The organism is Acinetobacter sp. GFQ9D191M (assembly GCF_011174875.1).
Classification (GTDB): Bacteria; Pseudomonadota; Gammaproteobacteria; order Pseudomonadales; family Moraxellaceae; genus Acinetobacter.
In genome coordinates, this window is the sequence record NZ_JAALGV010000038.1 from 1 (window position 1) to 16,735 (window position 16,735).

At 41.1% G+C, this 16,735-nt stretch carries 18 protein-coding genes and 1 pseudogene; 11 read left to right on the top strand and 8 right to left on the bottom strand.

What is annotated here, in order from left to right:
• From G5T77_RS07060 to G5T77_RS07070, 3 genes and pseudogenes are all read left to right on the top strand, one after another.
• Positions 1-122: pseudogene (locus tag G5T77_RS07060) on the top strand (IS4 family transposase); the annotation flags it as partial.
• Positions 123-321: 199 nt separating this feature from the next.
• Positions 322-687 carry a hypothetical protein gene (locus tag G5T77_RS07065; RefSeq protein ID WP_004785062.1) on the top strand — a complete coding sequence of 122 codons (366 nt, stop codon included), beginning with the start codon at positions 322-324 and terminating at the stop codon, positions 685-687.
• A gap of 134 nt (positions 688-821) precedes the next feature.
• Positions 822-1,403, top strand: coding sequence for a cold shock domain-containing protein (locus G5T77_RS07070; protein WP_159124401.1), 582 nt, complete (start codon positions 822-824; stop codon positions 1,401-1,403).
• 46 nt (positions 1,404-1,449) lie between these two features.
• Here the strand turns inward: G5T77_RS07070 and gigC are convergent, their stop codons facing one another.
• Positions 1,450-2,328 carry a LysR family transcriptional regulator GigC gene (gigC, locus tag G5T77_RS07075; protein ID WP_159124400.1) on the bottom strand — a complete coding sequence of 293 codons (879 nt, stop codon included), beginning with the start codon at positions 2,326-2,328 and terminating at the stop codon, positions 1,450-1,452.
• 85 nt (positions 2,329-2,413) lie between these two features.
• Between gigC and G5T77_RS07080 the strand changes: the two genes are divergently transcribed.
• A complete protein-coding gene (locus G5T77_RS07080) occupies positions 2,414-3,175 on the top strand; it encodes a ferredoxin--NADP reductase (RefSeq protein WP_159124399.1) in 762 nt (253 codons plus the stop codon).
• A gap of 248 nt (positions 3,176-3,423) precedes the next feature.
• Here G5T77_RS07080 and G5T77_RS07085 read toward each other — a convergent pair whose 3' ends face one another.
• On the bottom strand, positions 3,424-3,846 hold the full coding sequence (locus tag G5T77_RS07085; RefSeq protein WP_005237048.1) for a hypothetical protein: 423 nt from the start codon (positions 3,844-3,846) through the stop codon (positions 3,424-3,426).
• 407 nt (positions 3,847-4,253) lie between these two features.
• Here G5T77_RS07085 and G5T77_RS07090 point away from each other — a divergent pair, with 407 nt between their 5' ends.
• The 4 genes from G5T77_RS07090 to G5T77_RS07105 all read left to right on the top strand — a co-directional run bounded on the left by G5T77_RS07090 (position 4,254) and on the right by G5T77_RS07105 (position 7,158).
• The gene (locus G5T77_RS07090) at positions 4,254-4,607 is read left to right on the top strand and encodes a hypothetical protein (RefSeq protein WP_034702043.1); all 354 of its coding nucleotides are present in this window, start codon (positions 4,254-4,256) and stop codon (positions 4,605-4,607) included.
• A gap of 198 nt (positions 4,608-4,805) precedes the next feature.
• Positions 4,806-6,641, top strand: coding sequence for a mechanosensitive ion channel (locus G5T77_RS07095; RefSeq protein ID WP_159124398.1), 1,836 nt, complete (start codon positions 4,806-4,808; stop codon positions 6,639-6,641).
• A gap of 67 nt (positions 6,642-6,708) precedes the next feature.
• A complete protein-coding gene (locus tag G5T77_RS07100; protein ID WP_004785046.1) occupies positions 6,709-6,876 on the top strand; it encodes a hypothetical protein in 168 nt (55 codons plus the stop codon).
• A gap of 129 nt (positions 6,877-7,005) precedes the next feature.
• Positions 7,006-7,158 (top strand): hypothetical protein, encoded by a 153-nt coding sequence (locus G5T77_RS07105; RefSeq protein WP_166139316.1) that lies wholly within the window; start codon positions 7,006-7,008, stop codon positions 7,156-7,158.
• Between the two features lie 34 nt (positions 7,159-7,192).
• On the opposite strand, the gene G5T77_RS07110 is transcribed toward G5T77_RS07105, so the two are convergent.
• Entirely contained in the window at positions 7,193-8,392 is a 1,200-nt protein-coding gene (locus tag G5T77_RS07110; protein ID WP_159124397.1) for an NAD(P)/FAD-dependent oxidoreductase, read from the bottom strand.
• 189 nt (positions 8,393-8,581) lie between these two features.
• Here G5T77_RS07110 and G5T77_RS07115 point away from each other — a divergent pair, with 189 nt between their 5' ends.
• Positions 8,582-8,905, top strand: a complete 324-nt coding sequence (locus G5T77_RS07115) for a hypothetical protein (protein WP_004785040.1) — start codon at positions 8,582-8,584, stop codon at positions 8,903-8,905.
• A 24-nt stretch (positions 8,906-8,929) separates the two neighbouring features.
• Here the strand turns inward: G5T77_RS07115 and G5T77_RS07120 are convergent, their stop codons facing one another.
• Positions 8,930-9,790: a pyridoxal-phosphate dependent enzyme gene (locus G5T77_RS07120; RefSeq protein WP_159124396.1), complete on the bottom strand. Its 861-nt coding sequence runs from the start codon at positions 9,788-9,790 to the stop codon at positions 8,930-8,932.
• 178 nt (positions 9,791-9,968) lie between these two features.
• Here G5T77_RS07120 and G5T77_RS07125 point away from each other — a divergent pair, with 178 nt between their 5' ends.
• Positions 9,969-10,154, top strand: coding sequence for an NF038215 family lipoprotein (locus G5T77_RS07125; RefSeq protein WP_034702009.1), 186 nt, complete (start codon positions 9,969-9,971; stop codon positions 10,152-10,154).
• 102 nt (positions 10,155-10,256) lie between these two features.
• Positions 10,257-10,880: a LysE family translocator gene (locus G5T77_RS07130; RefSeq protein ID WP_034702007.1), complete on the top strand. Its 624-nt coding sequence runs from the start codon at positions 10,257-10,259 to the stop codon at positions 10,878-10,880.
• A 63-nt stretch (positions 10,881-10,943) separates the two neighbouring features.
• Here the strand turns inward: G5T77_RS07130 and G5T77_RS07135 are convergent, their stop codons facing one another.
• The 4 genes from G5T77_RS07135 to metG form a co-directional block, all read right to left on the bottom strand.
• Positions 10,944-12,131: an ammonium transporter gene (locus tag G5T77_RS07135; protein ID WP_166139314.1), complete on the bottom strand. Its 1,188-nt coding sequence runs from the start codon at positions 12,129-12,131 to the stop codon at positions 10,944-10,946.
• 450 nt (positions 12,132-12,581) lie between these two features.
• On the bottom strand, positions 12,582-13,562 hold the full coding sequence (locus G5T77_RS07140; protein ID WP_159124395.1) for an MBL fold metallo-hydrolase: 981 nt from the start codon (positions 13,560-13,562) through the stop codon (positions 12,582-12,584).
• Positions 13,563-14,010: 448 nt separating this feature from the next.
• Entirely contained in the window at positions 14,011-14,367 is a 357-nt protein-coding gene (locus G5T77_RS07145; RefSeq protein WP_034581100.1) for a hypothetical protein, read from the bottom strand.
• Positions 14,368-14,564: 197 nt separating this feature from the next.
• The gene (gene metG / locus G5T77_RS07150) at positions 14,565-16,625 is read right to left on the bottom strand and encodes a methionine--tRNA ligase (RefSeq protein ID WP_166139312.1); all 2,061 of its coding nucleotides are present in this window, start codon (positions 16,623-16,625) and stop codon (positions 14,565-14,567) included.
• Between the last annotated feature and the right edge of the window lie 110 nt (positions 16,626-16,735).

Below are 16,735 nucleotides of genomic sequence, written 5' to 3' on the forward strand. Positions count from 1 at the left end.
TTCAAAGTTTACTCAGAATAATTCAAGTGAATTTGTTTGAAAGAAGAACTTTAAAAGCTTTATTTTCACCCGATAAAATACCCATAAAACAAGAGGAAGCTCATTTGAGCTTCCTCTTGTGAAAAATTGTGGGACAGCAATGGCCTTAGGGCCTCTTTTTTTTATTTGAGTTATGAGTTTACGTAAGTTGTAGGAATCTTGTGTAATCAGAACCTTATAAAATGTTGCGAAAACAATAAAATACCCACCAAAGCTCAACAATATCCTTTAATCCCTTCCATATAAACTACGCATCTGTTGAATGATCTAGGGACACATATCATGTTTACAGATGGAAGAATTAAAACCTATGATGCTGTACGTGGGACTGGGAGTATTGAACTAAAAAATAATGCACAGGAGCTTAATTTTCAGTTAGATCAACTACCTTCACCTGAAATCGCGCCTCAAGTCGGAGAACGACTTAAATTTAGAATAATTGAAGAGCAAAATACGATTCAGCTGGAGAATATGGTACGTCTGGATATCAAGCATCAGGAAGAGTTCGTTTCTGAAGTAGTTGTATTACCATCTCTAGCTTCTACTTCTGCAATAGTCAATCCGGCACGCAATACTATTTTCTTTAGTCCCACACTCTGGTTGATTCTGGTAACAGCGATTGGATTTATAATTTTTGGAGAAATTTAAGTTAGGTTCTCATTTATTAAGATATTTGTCTCATCCTTCAAATAAAAAAAGCATCTTACGGTGCTTTTTTATTTTTAGAATTAAAAACGCTTTTTGAATACAATAGTTAAAAATATCAAACAATAGAGTGAATTATGTTTTTAGAGGGGAAGATCAAGACCTATAACGAAGAACGAGGTTTTGGTTTTATTGAGATAGCGGGTGAGTCAAAAGATTTATTCTTCCATATTAAAGACTTTCCAAATAAGAATGTGCCACCAAAAGTTGGGGAAAGGTTAAAGTTTCTCAAAGTACAGGATGCAGGCAAGTTTAAAGCAGACAATATTGTGCGTTTGGATCTCAAAACGGAAACCCCTCGACATACGCCTCAGTCACGAGCATTAGAAAATAAGCCTCGTATTACTCAACGAAAACAATCTCAAGAGAAGAAAAGTAGCTTTAGCACTTACATTGGATTTCTGATTATGATTGGCTTAGCCTATGCGGTTTATAACAAATATCAGGATTGGCAAAGCAGCAGAATACAGCCAGTAGAAGTGCAACGTATAGTTGAAGAACCACAAGTACAGCAGAATTTTAGCTGTGATGGACGACAGCATTGTAGTCAAATGAGTTCATATGAAGAAGCTTTATACTTTTTAAGAAATTGTCCAAATACCAAAATGGATGGTGATGGCGATGGGATCCCATGTGAAAGCCAATTTGGACATCGGTAAATAAAAAAAAGCGCCAAAAGGCGCTTTTTTTTATTGAAAGTGAAATTTATGCTTCACAGAATTTCATAAAGGCTTTAAGACCTGGTCCTTGATATTTTTGGCGGTGTACCAGCATAAATAAAGGACGGGTGAGTGACCAGAATGGAGTATTCAGAATGACCAGTTGACCTTTTTCCTGCAAAGGTTCAATCGCCAGCTTGGAAATACAGGACATCCCTAAACCACCTGCCACAATCTTCAGAATCGCTTCATTATGACCTAGAGTCAGACGAATATTGGCATCAGGTACATCTTTTAAAATGGCATTATCAAAGACTTCACGAGTTCCTGAACCTTCTTCACGCAAAATCCATTCAACCGATTTAAAATCTTCAGCAGTGAGCGGACGGTTTAGCTGAGCTAGAGGATGATCCGGCGCACAGCATACTGCCAGTTCATCATCGCGCCAATGAATACATTGCAGTTGTGGTAAATGGCAAGAACCTTCAATCAGGGCCAAATCTAGCTGGAACTGATTTACGGCTTCGATCATTTGACGGGTATTGCCGACCTGCAGTTGCAAGTGAGCCTGTGGCTGGATTTTCAGGAAATCCGCCATCAGATCTGGCATCAGATAGTCGGAAATGGTCAGCGTCGCACCGAGACGAAGGTCAATGCTTTGCAGTTCACCTTTGGCTGCCTGCTCGAAAGCTTCACAGCGGCCAAGGATTTCAAGAGCTTGCGGGAGAAGAAAACGACCTAAGTCATTGAGCTGTAAACGCTTACCAAGACGGTCGAATAAAGGCGCGCCAAGACCATCTTCTAAATCTGCTAAAGCCATACTCGCCGCACTTTGGGTGAGTTTGACTGCATCACTGGCTTTAGTGACGGTGCCTTCTTGAGCAACTGCTACAAAAACAGCCAACTGGCGTAAAGTCATGCGCATGAATAGAGCCTTAACATTTAAAAAATATTAATAAATTATGCTGTCATGCTACCATGAGCATAGTCTTTGATGCCACGTTTGAATCATGTCTATTGAAAAATTTAGCTTAGAAAAGGTTTTATCTGTACACCGTTGGACCAATACGCTGTTTAGTTTCACCATGACCAGACCTGCGCATTTCAAGTTTACGGCAGGACAGTTTGCGCGTATTGGCTTGAAAGTGGGGGATGAACTGGTCGTTCGGGCATATTCAGTCGTGTCATCGCCTTTTGATGAAACGCTGGAATTTTTTTCGATTGTGGTTCCGGAAGGGAAATTTACTTCGAATTTACAACATCTTAAAGTAGGCGATGAACTCTACTTAGAGAAAATTCCCTATGGCTATCTGACTTTGGCGCGTTATCAATTGCCATTACCACAAGATTTATGGCTGCTTGGCACAGGTACAGGTCTGGCACCATTTTTATCCATGCTGCAAGACTTTGAAACCTGGAATAAATATAAACATATTAACCTGGTTTATAGCGTCCGTACGCAAGACGAACTGGCTTATGTCGACCGTATTCAGGAAATTGCTGAGAGCTTTGGCGAAGGCCATACAGGTTTTAAATTTATTCCAATCATTACCCGCGATCCTGAAGCAGTGCTTCATCATCGTTTACCTATTTTGATTGAGAATGGGGAACTTGAACGGGCAGCAGGACTTCAGCTTAATCCTGAAACCAGTCACGTGATGCTCTGTGGTAATCCGGAAATGGTGGAAGATACCAAAGAAGCGCTAAAAGCACGTGGCCTGACTATGAACCGTCGTGGTGAAGGAAATATTGCGGTAGAGAATTATTGGTAATCCTTTATCACCCTCTCGTTGGGAGAGGGATGGGGTGAGGGTTCTTAAATAATTTACCTCTCCCTAACCCTCTCCCAAGAGGAGAGGGAATAAAACCTTTTCTCTTTATTAAAGGAGGAGGGGGGAGTGAATTTAAAAACAAAGAATTAAATAAACCGAATTTAATCCCTCCCAACCTCCCTTTAATAAAGGGAGGAGTTTTAGGCACAAAAAAACCTCCATATGGAGGTTTTTTTACTATTCAGGAATTAATGTACAAACATATCCATAAAGTCACGGATTTCCTGAATGGCAGTATCTGTATCGGTCGTTAACCAGGTCGGCTCAAAGAAACCAGCATAATGTTCAATTCGATCCGCAGGCACAACTAGACGTACCGGACAATCTTCTTCCAGTAGGCGCCATGGAATAATCGGAACGTCATTATCTAGCCAGGCCGCAACATTCCGTACATCAATGACCATGGCATTAATGCAGTCCGGAAAAGGCATTACCGACATTTCTTCAGTACGGCGGCGGAAATATTCCAGATCCTGCCAGCGTAGCATAAAACTTGGTTTGCTAAATTCAATGATTCCAATCAGATGCTGATCACGAGTGTAGTGCAAAGCACATTGATGTGTGACGTCAGTGTCAAGATCAAGCGATACACTCTGTTGACGATACGCCATAAAACTCGGGTGCATGAAAAATAAGGTGGATAATTATAACGTATTTTGCGCAAAGTAGCAGGTATATTGAAAAATGGTATTTTTACAGCATGTTTTAGCCCACTTAGAATGTGTTTAAAATTTAATAAAATCATAGTGGTATATTGTTTGTTTTATAGACAATTCAACTCCTGATAAATCAGCTAAAAACCGGCAGTATCAACTGTCTGGGAAGAGAGTTTCTAACCATAAGACCATAGTATGTTCAGGCTAGAAAATGCCTTTTTTTGAAACTAATACCAAGTTCATCAGACTCATACATATAACTTACATCCATTCACTATCTCACCATCTTTTGTCACAGAAGCTGTGATAACTGCTTGTTATGATAAAAATCTACTTATGAATAAGAAAGAGTGAGAATGGTCATGGTTGATGATTTTAATAAAAAACCACCTTTGCATGATCAGGCAGCAATTACGCAGAAGAAGCGCATTCCTGTCTATATCCTGATTTTGGTCGGTATCTTTTTACTGGCAGTCCTGTTCTATATGTTTGCAGATGTGAAGCCAGATGCGCCTGCGACCCAGCCTAATACACCAGTACCAGCGACTGAAGCCCCTGCCAATAATGGTAGTCCGGCGGCTACTCCAGGCGGTGAAAGCAATGAAGCAATGGCTACTGCAGATGATGCGATGACAGAAGCAACAGCCACTGTAGGCGAAATGTCACAAGATACAGCAGAAGCTACTGCAACTGATGCTCAACAGGCCACCCAATAATTGGAATTATTAAAAAAAGCTCTGGTTCATGACTAGGGCTTTTTTGCAATAGGTGGTGATGTTTTTCAAAGTTCTGTATCTCCAGGCAAGCTAAGCACAGGAAGTTCAAGCTTTATAAGCAATCGGAAAGAGCTGAAGATTTCAAAAATAAGCTCGTGAATTCAGACAAATAGCGTAATAACAAAGAGGGCAGAAAACATGAATGATTATATGAGAGGCCCACGTGGTGGCTATGATGCCATGTACTACTGGGATCAGTTTCATCCAATTCTTAGTGCAATTGCCATATTAGTCCTAGGTTGGATTATTGCATTACTCGTCTCGGCAGGTGTTAAAAAAATCTTGCAAAAACTAGGGACCAATACACACTTAAATGCAGCGACAGGACATCGCTCTAATGTCGAGAGTATTATCGCTCGTGTTGTGTTCTGGATTATTCTGATTATTGCGGTCATCGGTGCACTTAACGTACTGAATCTGACCGCAGTGAGTGGACCGTTCAGTAATATGATCCAGCAGTTCCTGCTCTTTATTCCACAATTGCTGGCGGCTATTGCTGTGGCCTTTGTCGGGTGGATTGTGGCGAATCTGGTCAAAGTCGGCTTGCAAAAAATGCTTGATCGCACCCAGCTGGATGAAAAGCTGAGTGCCGAAGTCGGTGTCAGCCCGATTAGCCAAAATATCAGTGAAATTGTTTACTGGCTGATTTTACTGCTGTTCTTGCCAATCGTCTTGTCGATTCTAGGTCTACATGGTTTATTACTGCCAGTGCAGAACATGCTGACTGATGTTGTAAGTTATCTGCCTAATATCTTCATTGCTGCAGTTATTGTATTTGTCGGATACATTCTGGCAAAAATCGTTCGCGGTATAGTTGAAGGTTTGCTCAACAGCCTGAATATTCAACATCAAGCTGAAAAAGTCGGCATTTTCAAAAACTCGAATGTCGCTCAACTGATTGGTTCATTCATCTTCGCAGTTGTAATTATTACGTCATTAATCATTGCATTTGAAGCACTGGGTATCGAAGCAATTTCTCAACCAGCAACTGCAATGCTGTATGAGATCATGAATGCCATTCCAAATATCATTGCAGCCGCACTGATTCTGATTCTGGCTTATGTGGTGTCTAGACTGGTAGCACGTCTGGTGACTGAAGTCGTTGCCGGAACAGGCGTAGATGAGGTTCCAGCTAAACTGGATCTGCAACGCTTCCTAGGCAAAACCAAACTATCAAGTCTGGTGGGTTATCTGATTGTACTGTTCACCATGCTATTTGCAGTTTCCGAAGCAGCGGACCGTTTAGGCTTTGAACAGGTAAGTGGCCTGATTGCGATGTTCATCTACTTCGGTGCAAACATCCTGCTAGGTGCTGTAATCCTGGTGATCGGCTTCTGGCTGGCCAATGTAGTTGCCAATATTGTGCAACGTGGTGAATACAACAGTTCACGCTGGTTAGCGAACCTAGTTCGTGTACTGATCATGGGTCTGGTCATTGCGATGGGTCTACGTGCCATGGGCATTGCTGACTCGATCGTGAATCTGGCCTTCGGTTTAACTCTGGGTGCTGTTGCTGTGGCATTTGCCTTGGCCTTTGGTCTCGGTGGCCGTCAACCAGCAGAACGTGTACTGACTGATTTGATCGATAAAGCTAAACGAGAAGCTAAAGAGCCGAATCCTTTGAAAAATGAAACTAATATCATGACTTCAGGCTTAGGTGCTGATGTCAGTGGTACTACAGGTGCAGGCAGTTCAACTACAGGAGAAAATATTGTGCCGAATCAAGATCAATCACAAGATGACAATGCGCCGATGCGTACCAATTTATCCAATAGTACGCCAGCGACCTTGACCACTGCACCGCAGGATGATGAAGCTTCAGGTGTAGATCAGGTGACACCAGATGTCGATCAGGCTGTACCGGATTCGCTTCAAGTTGATCCAACTCATCCACCAGCGAATAATCCATTTGGTTCTACAGGTGAAGAAGAACCGGATGTCGATAGTCATCCAAAAAAAGATGACCCGAATTAACCTGTTCTATTTAAACATAATCGGCCACGCTTGAGTGGTCGATTTTTTTAATCCTGAGGAAATCTGAATGAATGCCAAGAAACCGAATAATCTGTTAGCACCCTTAGTGATAGCAGGCATAACCATTGGCTTTTTCACGGCTGCCTATCGATTTGTCTTTGTGAAAAGCAAACAGGATGAGCAGGCTGAACGAGAGCTGGATAAGAAAATACCTGATCCAGACGAATTTAACTAAGCCTGAATACTGCTCAGTCACTCCACATAGAATTTCTTTTTTTAAAAATATAGAATATTCAAGTGAATACTAAAATGATTTTGGTATTTTTCTTGCATTAAAAATATAAAGAAAAAGGAGATCAATAAGATGTGGAAAACATTGCAGCATAAATTCATGGCGCCTATGGCAGATCAAGTACCCTTACATCTGCAGGAAGCGGCTCAGAAAATGCAACTGACGATTGACCGTTTAGAAAGTACGGCCAATCTCAACCTGTTTAAAACGGATTATCTGGAATAAGCGAAGTATTTTCTTTTCCCAGATCATCTCTGTATTAAACATATTCCGATGCGGCATGCGCTGATGACCATGCCCATTGGAAGTTAAAACCTCCCAAATGACCAGTCACATCCAGTATCTCGCCCACAAAATACAAGCCTTTCTGTTTTTTGCTTTCCATGGTTTTAGATGAAACTTCGGTTGTATCTACGCCGCCCAAAGTCACCTCGGCTGTCCGGTAACCTTCAGTTCCAGAAGGCTTCAGTTCAAAGCCACTTAAACGCTTGGCAATCTGTTCGAGCTTGTCATCACTAATATTGCCAATAGATGTTTCAGTCACTTCAACCCAGATCAGATTCTGTAATTCTAGTACTACGCTCTTCGGTAAATGTTCGGTCAATAGTGTACGTAGTAGAACTTTAGGCTGACTCTGTTTTTTAGATTTAAAGAAATCAAACAGGTCGACACTTGGCAGAAAGTCGACCTTAAAACTTTGGCCAACATCCCAGTAATTTGACAGTTGTAGAGAGCTAGGACCGCTCAGACCACGATGGGTAAACAGCAGGGCTTCGGTAAAACTGTTTAGATCATTAGACAGCGTGGCTTCGACTGCATTACCGCTCAGACGGGTGGTGACTTCCTTGAAACTATCCGAGAAAGTAAAAGGCACCAGACCGGCACGGGTTGGATAGACATGATGTCCAAACTGTCTGGCAATCTCATAGCCGATGCCTGAACCGCCTAGAGTCGGAATCGATAGGCCGCCTGAAGCAACCACAACCGATTCCACTTCAAAATATCCTAAAGAAGTGGCTACCTGAAATCCCTGATCATCTACAGTATTGACGGCTTTCACTTCGCAGTTGGTTTTGATTTCGACCAGCCCGGTCTTGTCACATTCGGACAGCAACATCGCCAGAATTTCTTTAGCACCATTTAAGGTGAATAACTGTCCATGTTTACGTTCTTCATACTCGATGCCATATTCGCAGACCATGCCAATAAAATTCCAATTGGTATAGCGGCTCAGTGCTGAAATCACGAAATGCGGATTGTGCGAGATGAAATTTTCAGGTTCGACATAGAGGTTGGTGAAATTGCATTTGCCACCACCGGACATCAGGATTTTCTTACCCACCTTATTGGCTTTTTCAACGACTACGACTTTACGACCACGTTGTGCTGCCATATAGGCCGTCATTAAACCTGATGCACCTGCACCTATGACCAAAACATCGTATTGCTGAACAGACATGACACACTCAAGGGAGAAGAAAGGGGAGCATTATAGACAATTTTATTTCAGCTTTGGCTATTCCTGAAGGGGGCTGCCCGAATTACAACGTGTTAGCGAATATTTATCATAAATAATTTGAAGCAGCTGGCGGATTCATGCATAGTTTTGTCATGCCTAAAAAATAATCACAATGAAAAGGAATAATTTATGACGGATACGGCAGCATACAAACAATATAATCTGATCAGCTATATTCTTCATCTACTGGGTTTTTTCCTGGGAATAACCCCATTAATCGCCATTATCATGAATTATATTAAACGTGATGAAATGCGGGGCACCTGGCTGGAAAGTCATGTGGACTGGCAGATTAAAACCTTCTGGTTCAGCTTGCTGGGTTATATTCTAGGTGGGCTGCTCACCGTGATTCTAATCGGTTTTGTGATTATTTTTCTGGTCTTTGTCTGGCATGTCTATCGGCTGGTCAAAGGGCTAATTGCACTCAATGAAAATAATCCGATAGGCATTTAAGTTTCGATCAGAACTTTAAGCGATTTAAATATTTCGACCTTGTAGTCCACCAGTATGCAGGATCAGCAGTTTTGTTTCTGGTGGAAAGCAGCCTTTTTCAATCAGATTTGAAATTCCCAACAGCATTTTTCCAGTATAAATCTGCTCTAAGGGAATATCATATTCAGCTTCAAAGTGCTGTATAAACTGGATCAGTTCAGGAGTGGTTTTGGCATAACCACTGCAACAATAATCATCGAGAATGGACCAGTTTCTTTTCTTGGTCAGCTTAGCCACCTCCTCATTCAGGAAGTTGCCTTTTAAGGCAGAAAATCCTAATACCTGTTGATGAGGCTGGCTGGCTTCAATCAAACCTGTGATCGTGCCTCCAGTGCCTACTGCACAGCAGATCACGTCAAATTGTGCGTCACCATCCTTTAGAATCTCCTGACATCCCCGAATCGCCAATGCATTAGTACCGCCTTCAGGAATGATGCAATGTACAGGAAATTTTTGTGCTAACGCTGTTAGATAATTAGCGTCCTGTTTACGTCGATATTCTTCACGACTCACAAAATGCAGTTGCATTCCGAATTGTTGTGCCAACGCTAAAGTGGGGTTTAAAGGCTGATGGGCCAGTTCCTCACCCCGAATAATGCCGACACTCTCAAAGCCAAACTGCCGTGTTGCAAACGCCGTTGCGGCAATATGATTGGAATAAGCGCCACCAAAAGTAAGCAGCTTTTTAAAGCCAAGTTGCTGTGCTTCCAGAAAGTTGTATTTCAGTTTAAAAAACTTGTTGCCTGATATTTGCGGATGCACCAGATCCAGACGGCGTATGGTTACAAACCTGTCTTTCAGCCAGATGCGCTGGTCTGGAATATGCTGGGCGATTTTTTCAAACATGGTATTTTCATAAGCTAAGAATGAGCAAATTATAGCGAAATAGAATCAGCAGGATGGCAGAATCATGAGCTCCTTAAACTAAGAATAAAATTTTGTAGATTGTCACAATTCATATGCTGAAAATTTAAACAAATTTGCTAATCTGAATCTTATAGGGAACTTAGAGGAGGATAGAATAATGAAAATACTATCCTGTACGATTTTAAGTGTATTGCTCTTAGTAGGCTTATCTGGCTGCGATGATCCTTTGAATAAGCCTAAAACTGATACACGAAGCATGATCATTGGCGGAGTGCCGGTGCATGACCATGATTATAAGATGCTTGATTCATCCCTCACCGCTCAAGACCAATTGAAGAAATAGCCGGATTTCGCACAAATATTGCATCATTTGTGTAGAAATATTAAAGCAAAATAAATTATTTTTACTTAAAATAAGCCATTCATTTTAAGTTTGGATGGTCACGTGGAATCATTTTGGATTTTAGGTTCAATTGCCTTTGCACTCATGTTAGGTGCAATGAGCCCAGGACCGACTTCTATTTATGTAGCGAAAAATTCAATTGCGATCTCACGTAAGCATGGCCTATTTACAGCTTTAGGTACTGGAACAGGGGCGGCTATTTTTGGTCTGCTGGCAATTCTAGGTTTGCAGGCATTTTTACTGGCGGTGCCATCTGCCTATCTGGCGCTTAAAATTTGTGGTGGTTTATATCTGCTCTGGTTGGCTTTTAAAATTATCAAGCATGCCAAAGAGCCAATCGATGCAGGCGATGACAGTCAAACTCAGATGTCCTTACGTCGTGCTTATATGACAGGTTTGATTACTCAATTATCTAACCCAAAAATTGCCATTGTATTGGCCAGTATTTTTACTGCGCTTTTGCCAAAAGAAATTCCAACTTACTTTTATTTTGTATTACCGGTTTTATGTTTCTTTATTGATGCAGGCTGGTGCTCGCTGGTGGCCGTTGCACTTTCTGCTGAAAAGCCACGTCGAGTATATTTGAAGTTTAAAGCCGGTTTTGACCGTGCAGCAGGGGCGGTCATGACCGTGCTGGGATTAAAGCTGATCTTTGGGATGAAGTAATTTTCCAATTATCGCAGACCATAAAAAAAGCCCCAATGATTCGGGGCTTTTTTAATTTGGTTCTTAAAAAATATTTTCTTCCGAATTTGCCGAGATCCGGTGAATAGATAAATCCGCACCGGTAAATTCTTCTTCCTGACTCAGACGAATACCGATCAACACTTTCAGCAGACCATAAACCAGAAATCCACCCACCAGAGCTACTACAATCGCCAGTACGGTGCCGAATAGCTGTGAAATAATAGAAACACCGCCCATACCTCCTAGCCATTGCTGACCGAATACACCGACAGCAATTCCACCGAAAGCACCACATACACCATGCAAAGGCCAAACCCCTAATACATCATCCACTTTAAGTTTATTTTGGGTATAGGTGAATAGTTTTACAAAAATCACGCCTGCGCTGATTCCGATAAATAATGCACCCAGTGGATGTACCACATCAGAACCTGCACAGATGGCAACCAGTCCGGCTAATGGACCATTATGCAAGAAGCCCGGGTCATCTTTACCCGCTACTTTTGCTGCAATAGTTCCACCGACCATTGCCATTAAAGAGTTAATCGCAACCAGTCCGGAAATAGCATCCAGGCGTTGTGCACTCATTACATTAAAGCCAAACCAGCCAACAATCAGAATCCATGAGCCTAGAGCAAGGAAAGGGATAGATGATGGTGGATGTGCAGTAATCCGGCCATCATTCTTATATCGACCATTACGTGCACCAAGTAAAACGACTGCAGCCAGAGCAATCCAGCCTCCCATGCCATGCACGACCACAGAGCCGGCAAAGTCGTGGAAGTTGGCACCGAAGGTATTTGCCAGCCAGTCCTGGAAACCAAAGTTGCCATTCCAGATCATTCCTTCAAAAAATGGATAAATCAGAGCCACCAGAAATAAAGTCGCTAAAGCCTGCGAACGCATTTTAGCCCGTTCAGCAATACCTCCCGAGATAATCGCAGGAATAGCTGCGGCAAAGGTCAGCAGGAAGAAACAGCGCATCAGGTTATAACCATGATCGGCTGCTAAAGTAGAGGCATCGTGGAAAAAATGCTGACCATAGGCAATATAGTAGCCCACCAGAAAGTAAGCGATGGCAGATAGGGAAAAGTCAGTGAGAATTTTACTTAAGGCATTGACCTGATTCTTATGGCGAACTGTCCCTAGTTCTAAAAACGCAAATCCTGCATGCATGGCAAGCACTAGAACTGCACCGAGAAGGAGAAATAATAAGACTATATTTTGCATTGTGTGTTCCAATTTAGTGCATAGAATCACAAAAGAAATCCAGTATATAGAGGCAAACTGATTCGAAAAGAGTTACTAACAAGGGAAATTTTGATAATGAATTTCTTGAAACTGACAAGACTCGATATAAAGCACAATAGAATTTTATGCACCAAACTAAGACATCATAAGAAAAGATAAAATTTAAATTTATATTTTGTTTTTTAGATATTTAGCTTTATCAGGGAAAATGGCATGTTAAAAATGTGTGCTAAAGGTGCACATGAAAAGTGAAAGGATTTTTAAGAAAAAATTTAAAAAAATTAAATGAAAGATGATTTTGAATTGCAAAATTCCATCATATTTTAAAATTTGAGAAGTCATATAGACTATTGATTAGCTATATCTCCAATAAATAAAACCCTAATAAATTAGGGTTTCATCCGGAGCTAAAATCTCTGAAGTATTCATTTAATCTTTAAAATGCACAGGAATCCATTGATAGCTCTTTCCATCTTTTGAGTAAATATGACCGATTCCAGGGAAGGGTAAATGTGGTGCTGCAATGGTCTGACCTTGCTTGGCGTATTCAGCAAAATGCTTTAAACGGGTTTGCACCGCAGTTTTAGGATCGACATCGAATTCTATGGCTGTTTCAGGTTTGTCGAATTGCAAGGTATGTGAATGGACGATGTCACCCACAAAAACCACTTCTTGGCCATCTGCTTTGAGTTTAAAGCTGTAATGCCCTGGGGTATGACCAAAGGATGGCTTAAACTCGACCCCCCCAAAGGCTAAAGATTTATCAGAAAAGACTTTTACTTTTTTAGCTTTTTCATAGGGTGCAAGGGCTGCTTTAATTTTCTCTACGGTGCCTAAGAAACTTTCCTGCTGGTCTTTCGGTAGTTTTTTGACGGTATTTGGACTCAGCCAGTAGTCATATTCGGTTTTAGAAATATGTAAGGTGGCATTTGGATAATTTGCTGCGCCGTTATTTGAAATGCCACAAACATGGTCAGGGTGGAGATGAGTCAGGAAAATGCCACTCACTTGTGCAGGCTGATAACCCGATGCTTTGAGATTGTTATAAATTGACCCTAAGTGTGTACCAAAGCAGCTTGCAGCTCCGCTATCCACCATAAGTAGTTGATTGCCTGTATTAATCAGGAAAGCATTGACTGAAGTCTGTATACCTTTGGCTTGATCGGCATGATATTTCTTCAAAATTTCTGTTTTTTCTGCATCAGTTAAGCCTTTAAACATCGATGGATTTAAGTAGTTTGTACCATCAAGCAGAGCCGTAATCTGGGTATTACCAATTTGGTGATGATAGTAGCCGGCGACTTGTTTTGGTGAAGCAATTGTTGCAGGTTCAGCAGCCTGACTCACACTTATACCCAAAACAGATAATGAAAGTAGAGAGGTGAGAAGGGATGTCTTTAAAATATTCATGGCAATTCTTATGGTTATGAGGTTTATGCTATGTATTAGCATGTAAAGCATGAAAATAGAATATAAAAATATTTACCTTTTTAAAAAAGAGAGGAGAAATTGAATATCTGTACTAGGCATTCAGTTCAAATCTGTATATTGATTTTGTAAGGAAATAAAAGATTTTTTATCTAAAAATATTTTTATAAATAAAATACTTAGATAAATTTCACTTTTATAAAAAAGCCCGTTAACATGGGGTATTGCAAACAGCCTTGGGTATCGCTATGAGTTTTTGGAAAAAGAAAAATAATGCAGCATTTGTATTTTTCATTATTACCTTATATTCATTGCTAGGCTTCGGCATTGGCTATGTCATCTGGGAATTTTTTCTCGATAAATAAGTGCTATCCGATTTATAGATCGACGTAAAAAAGCCTCTAAAGATAGAGGCTTTTTTAATAAGCAATTATTTACTGCATTCAGGCTGAGAACGGTCAATAATTTGAGTGCCTTCTACGCGATAGCCAATTTGGCCTACAAGAAATGCTTGATTTAGTTGAGTGATGACTACATCAGAAAGTGCTACTGCACAACGATCTTTTTCAATTGCACGATCTACTGCTGTTTTGAAATTAGGAATACCTAAAGGGAATAAAATTACTGGAACTTTATCTTCGCCTTTAACGCGTTCGCCTTTAACGAACTGAGTTGAGTTTAGGTTGAAGTTTTTCGTTGAAGCTACAGTCATATCAGCCATACGAACTGAACATCCTGTGAATACAATTGTTGATGCTGCTAAAGCTGAAACTAGTAATTTTTTCATGTTTACCCCGAATAATTCTAAAAATAAAAAAGCGTTTAAATTCTATAGATATATTTTTTAAAAACAAGAAAATATATTGTATAAATGGTAAAAAAAATTAAAGATGAAGAACTTTTATTGGCTGAGTATTATTTTATTAGACTAAGTAAAAAGCCCCTACATCAGTAGAGGCTTTTCTTCTATCTAAGACCTAAATCTTAAGAAACTTTATCACCCGGTTTAGCACCAGATTCAGGTGAAATCACCCAAACGCCTTCGCCATTACCAGCCGCAAGTACCATACCGTTTGAAATACCAAAACGCATTTTACGTGGAGCAAGGTTCGCAACCATCACCACCAGTTTACCTTTCAGGTCTTCCGGTTTATAAAACTCACGGATACCGCTGAAGACATTACGTGGTTCAGCTTCACCGACATTTAACGTGAGTTGTAAAAGCTTGTCAGAACCTTCAACCGTTGCAGCATCCAGAACTTCCGCTACACGCAGGTCAACTTTGATGAAGTCATCAATGGTGATGATTTCAGCTTCACCGACTTTAGGCTCAGCTTTCTTCTCTTTGGCTTTCTCTTTTTTCTTCTCAGCTTTTGCTGGTTCAGCAGCAGGTGCAGCTAAAGAATCTTTAGATGCATCGACCATCGCAGCCACAGCTTTCGGATCAACACGTTGCATCAATGGCTGGAACAATGCAATTTCATGACCTGTTAAGATTTCTGTACGTGAAGCAAAGTCGAAAGAAGCTAGTTTTAGGAAGGCCTGAACCTGAGCAGCCAATGTTGGTAACACTGGAGCTAAATACACAGCCAATTGACGGAATAGGTTAATACCGACAGAACACACATCGTGAACCTGTTGTTCTTCGCCTTCAATTTTCGCTAAAGCCCAAGGTTTTTTTTCATCAATGTATTGGTTGGCTTTATCTGCAAGTGCCATGATTTCACGGATCGCTGCCGAGAATTCACGGGTTTCATAAGCTTTGGCAATTGAATCGCCAGCATCAATAAAGCTTTGAACCAGTTCAGGCTCGGCACAAGTTGCACTTAGCTTGTTGTCAAACTTGGTATTGATGAATTTTGCACAACGGCTGGCGATATTCACTACTTTACCCACTAGGTCCGAATTCACTTTCTGAACGAAGTCATCCAGATTCAGGTCAGAATCTTCAACCTTGTCAGAAAGTTTAGAAGCAAAGTAATAACGCAGGTATTCAGGGTTCAAATGCTGTAAATAAGTTTCAGCTTTAATGAAGGTACCGCGAGATTTAGACATCTTTTGACCATTTACAGTCAGGAAGCCATTCACAAATAAACCGGTTGGTGTACGGTAGTCTGCACCTTCCAGCATTGCAGGCCAGAACAGGGCATGGAAGTAAACGATGTCTTTACCAATGAAGTGATAGACTTCATTTTTAGAATCTTTTTTCCAGAAATCATCGAAGCTTAAATCAGGACGTTTAGTTTTGATGTAATTCTCGAAGCTCGACATATAGCCGATTGGCGCATCCACCCACACATAGAAATATTTGTTTGGCGCATCAGGAATTTCAAAGCCGAAATACGGTGCATCACGTGAGATGTCCCAGTCGTTCAAGCCATTGTCAAACCATTCATCCAGTTTGTTGGCGATAGATACGGGTAGACGGCCTTCGTCACGAGTCCATTTTTGCAGGTATTCACCAAAATTTGGCAGTTTAAAGAAGTAATGATCCGAAGATTTCTCAACAGGAGTCGCGCCGCTTAAAGTCGATTTTGGATTTAATAATTCAGTCGCGTTGTAAGTTGTACCGCAAACTTCACATGAATCGCCGTATTGATCTTCCGCCTTACATTTTGGGCATGTACCCTTAATGAAACGGTCTGACAGGAACATGCCTTTTTCAGGGTCAAATAACTGGGTTACAGGGCGAACTGCAATATTACCGGCTTCACGGTTTTTGATATAGATTTCTGAAGCGCGGGCGCGGTTGGTATCACTGTGGGTAGAGTCATAATGATCGAAATGCACACCGAAACCGTCAAAGTCACGAATATGTTCTTTTTGCACATTGGCAATCTGTGCTTCAGGTGAAATGCCATTTGCCTCAGCACGCAGCATGATCGCTGTACCATGAGCATCATCCGCACAGACATACGTCACGTCATGACCCATCGCGCGCATCGCACGTACCCATATATCAGCCTGGATATAGCCGAGTAAGTGACCCATATGAATCGGGCCATTGGCGTAAGGAAGGGCATTGGTGACTAGGATTTTACGCACGGATTCACTCTCTCATTCGTATTCATTATGTAATGGGCCATAATTTTACATGATGCAGAAGGGATTACAAAGAAATGCTTTTACAGAAGCACAAGGAATAAATCAGGCTG

What these genes read in the sequence shown, in the direction of transcription:
- G5T77_RS07120 (WP_159124396.1), bottom strand. Translation starts at nt 9,790, where the DNA reads ATGTTTGAAAAAATCGCCCAGCATATTCCAGACCAGCGCATCTGGCTG.
- G5T77_RS07105 (WP_166139316.1), top strand. Translation starts at nt 7,006, where the DNA reads ATGTGGAAAACATTGCAGCATAAATTCATGGCGCCTATGGCAGATCAA.
- G5T77_RS07140 (WP_159124395.1), bottom strand. Translation starts at nt 13,562, where the DNA reads ATGAATATTTTAAAGACATCCCTTCTCACCTCTCTACTTTCATTATCT.
- G5T77_RS07135 (WP_166139314.1), bottom strand. Translation starts at nt 12,131, where the DNA reads ATGCAAAATATAGTCTTATTATTTCTCCTTCTCGGTGCAGTTCTAGTG.
- G5T77_RS07085 (WP_005237048.1), bottom strand. Translation starts at nt 3,846, where the DNA reads ATGGCGTATCGTCAACAGAGTGTATCGCTTGATCTTGACACTGACGTC.
- G5T77_RS07080 (WP_159124399.1), top strand. Translation starts at nt 2,414, where the DNA reads ATGTCTATTGAAAAATTTAGCTTAGAAAAGGTTTTATCTGTACACCGT.
- G5T77_RS07070 (WP_159124401.1), top strand. Translation starts at nt 822, where the DNA reads ATGTTTTTAGAGGGGAAGATCAAGACCTATAACGAAGAACGAGGTTTT.
- gigC (WP_159124400.1), bottom strand. Translation starts at nt 2,328, where the DNA reads ATGCGCATGACTTTACGCCAGTTGGCTGTTTTTGTAGCAGTTGCTCAA.
- G5T77_RS07115 (WP_004785040.1), top strand. Translation starts at nt 8,582, where the DNA reads ATGACGGATACGGCAGCATACAAACAATATAATCTGATCAGCTATATT.
- G5T77_RS07090 (WP_034702043.1), top strand. Translation starts at nt 4,254, where the DNA reads ATGGTTGATGATTTTAATAAAAAACCACCTTTGCATGATCAGGCAGCA.
- G5T77_RS07125 (WP_034702009.1), top strand. Translation starts at nt 9,969, where the DNA reads ATGAAAATACTATCCTGTACGATTTTAAGTGTATTGCTCTTAGTAGGC.
- G5T77_RS07100 (WP_004785046.1), top strand. Translation starts at nt 6,709, where the DNA reads ATGAATGCCAAGAAACCGAATAATCTGTTAGCACCCTTAGTGATAGCA.
- G5T77_RS07065 (WP_004785062.1), top strand. Translation starts at nt 322, where the DNA reads ATGTTTACAGATGGAAGAATTAAAACCTATGATGCTGTACGTGGGACT.
- G5T77_RS07145 (WP_034581100.1), bottom strand. Translation starts at nt 14,367, where the DNA reads ATGAAAAAATTACTAGTTTCAGCTTTAGCAGCATCAACAATTGTATTC.
- G5T77_RS07110 (WP_159124397.1), bottom strand. Translation starts at nt 8,392, where the DNA reads ATGTCTGTTCAGCAATACGATGTTTTGGTCATAGGTGCAGGTGCATCA.
- G5T77_RS07095 (WP_159124398.1), top strand. Translation starts at nt 4,806, where the DNA reads ATGAATGATTATATGAGAGGCCCACGTGGTGGCTATGATGCCATGTAC.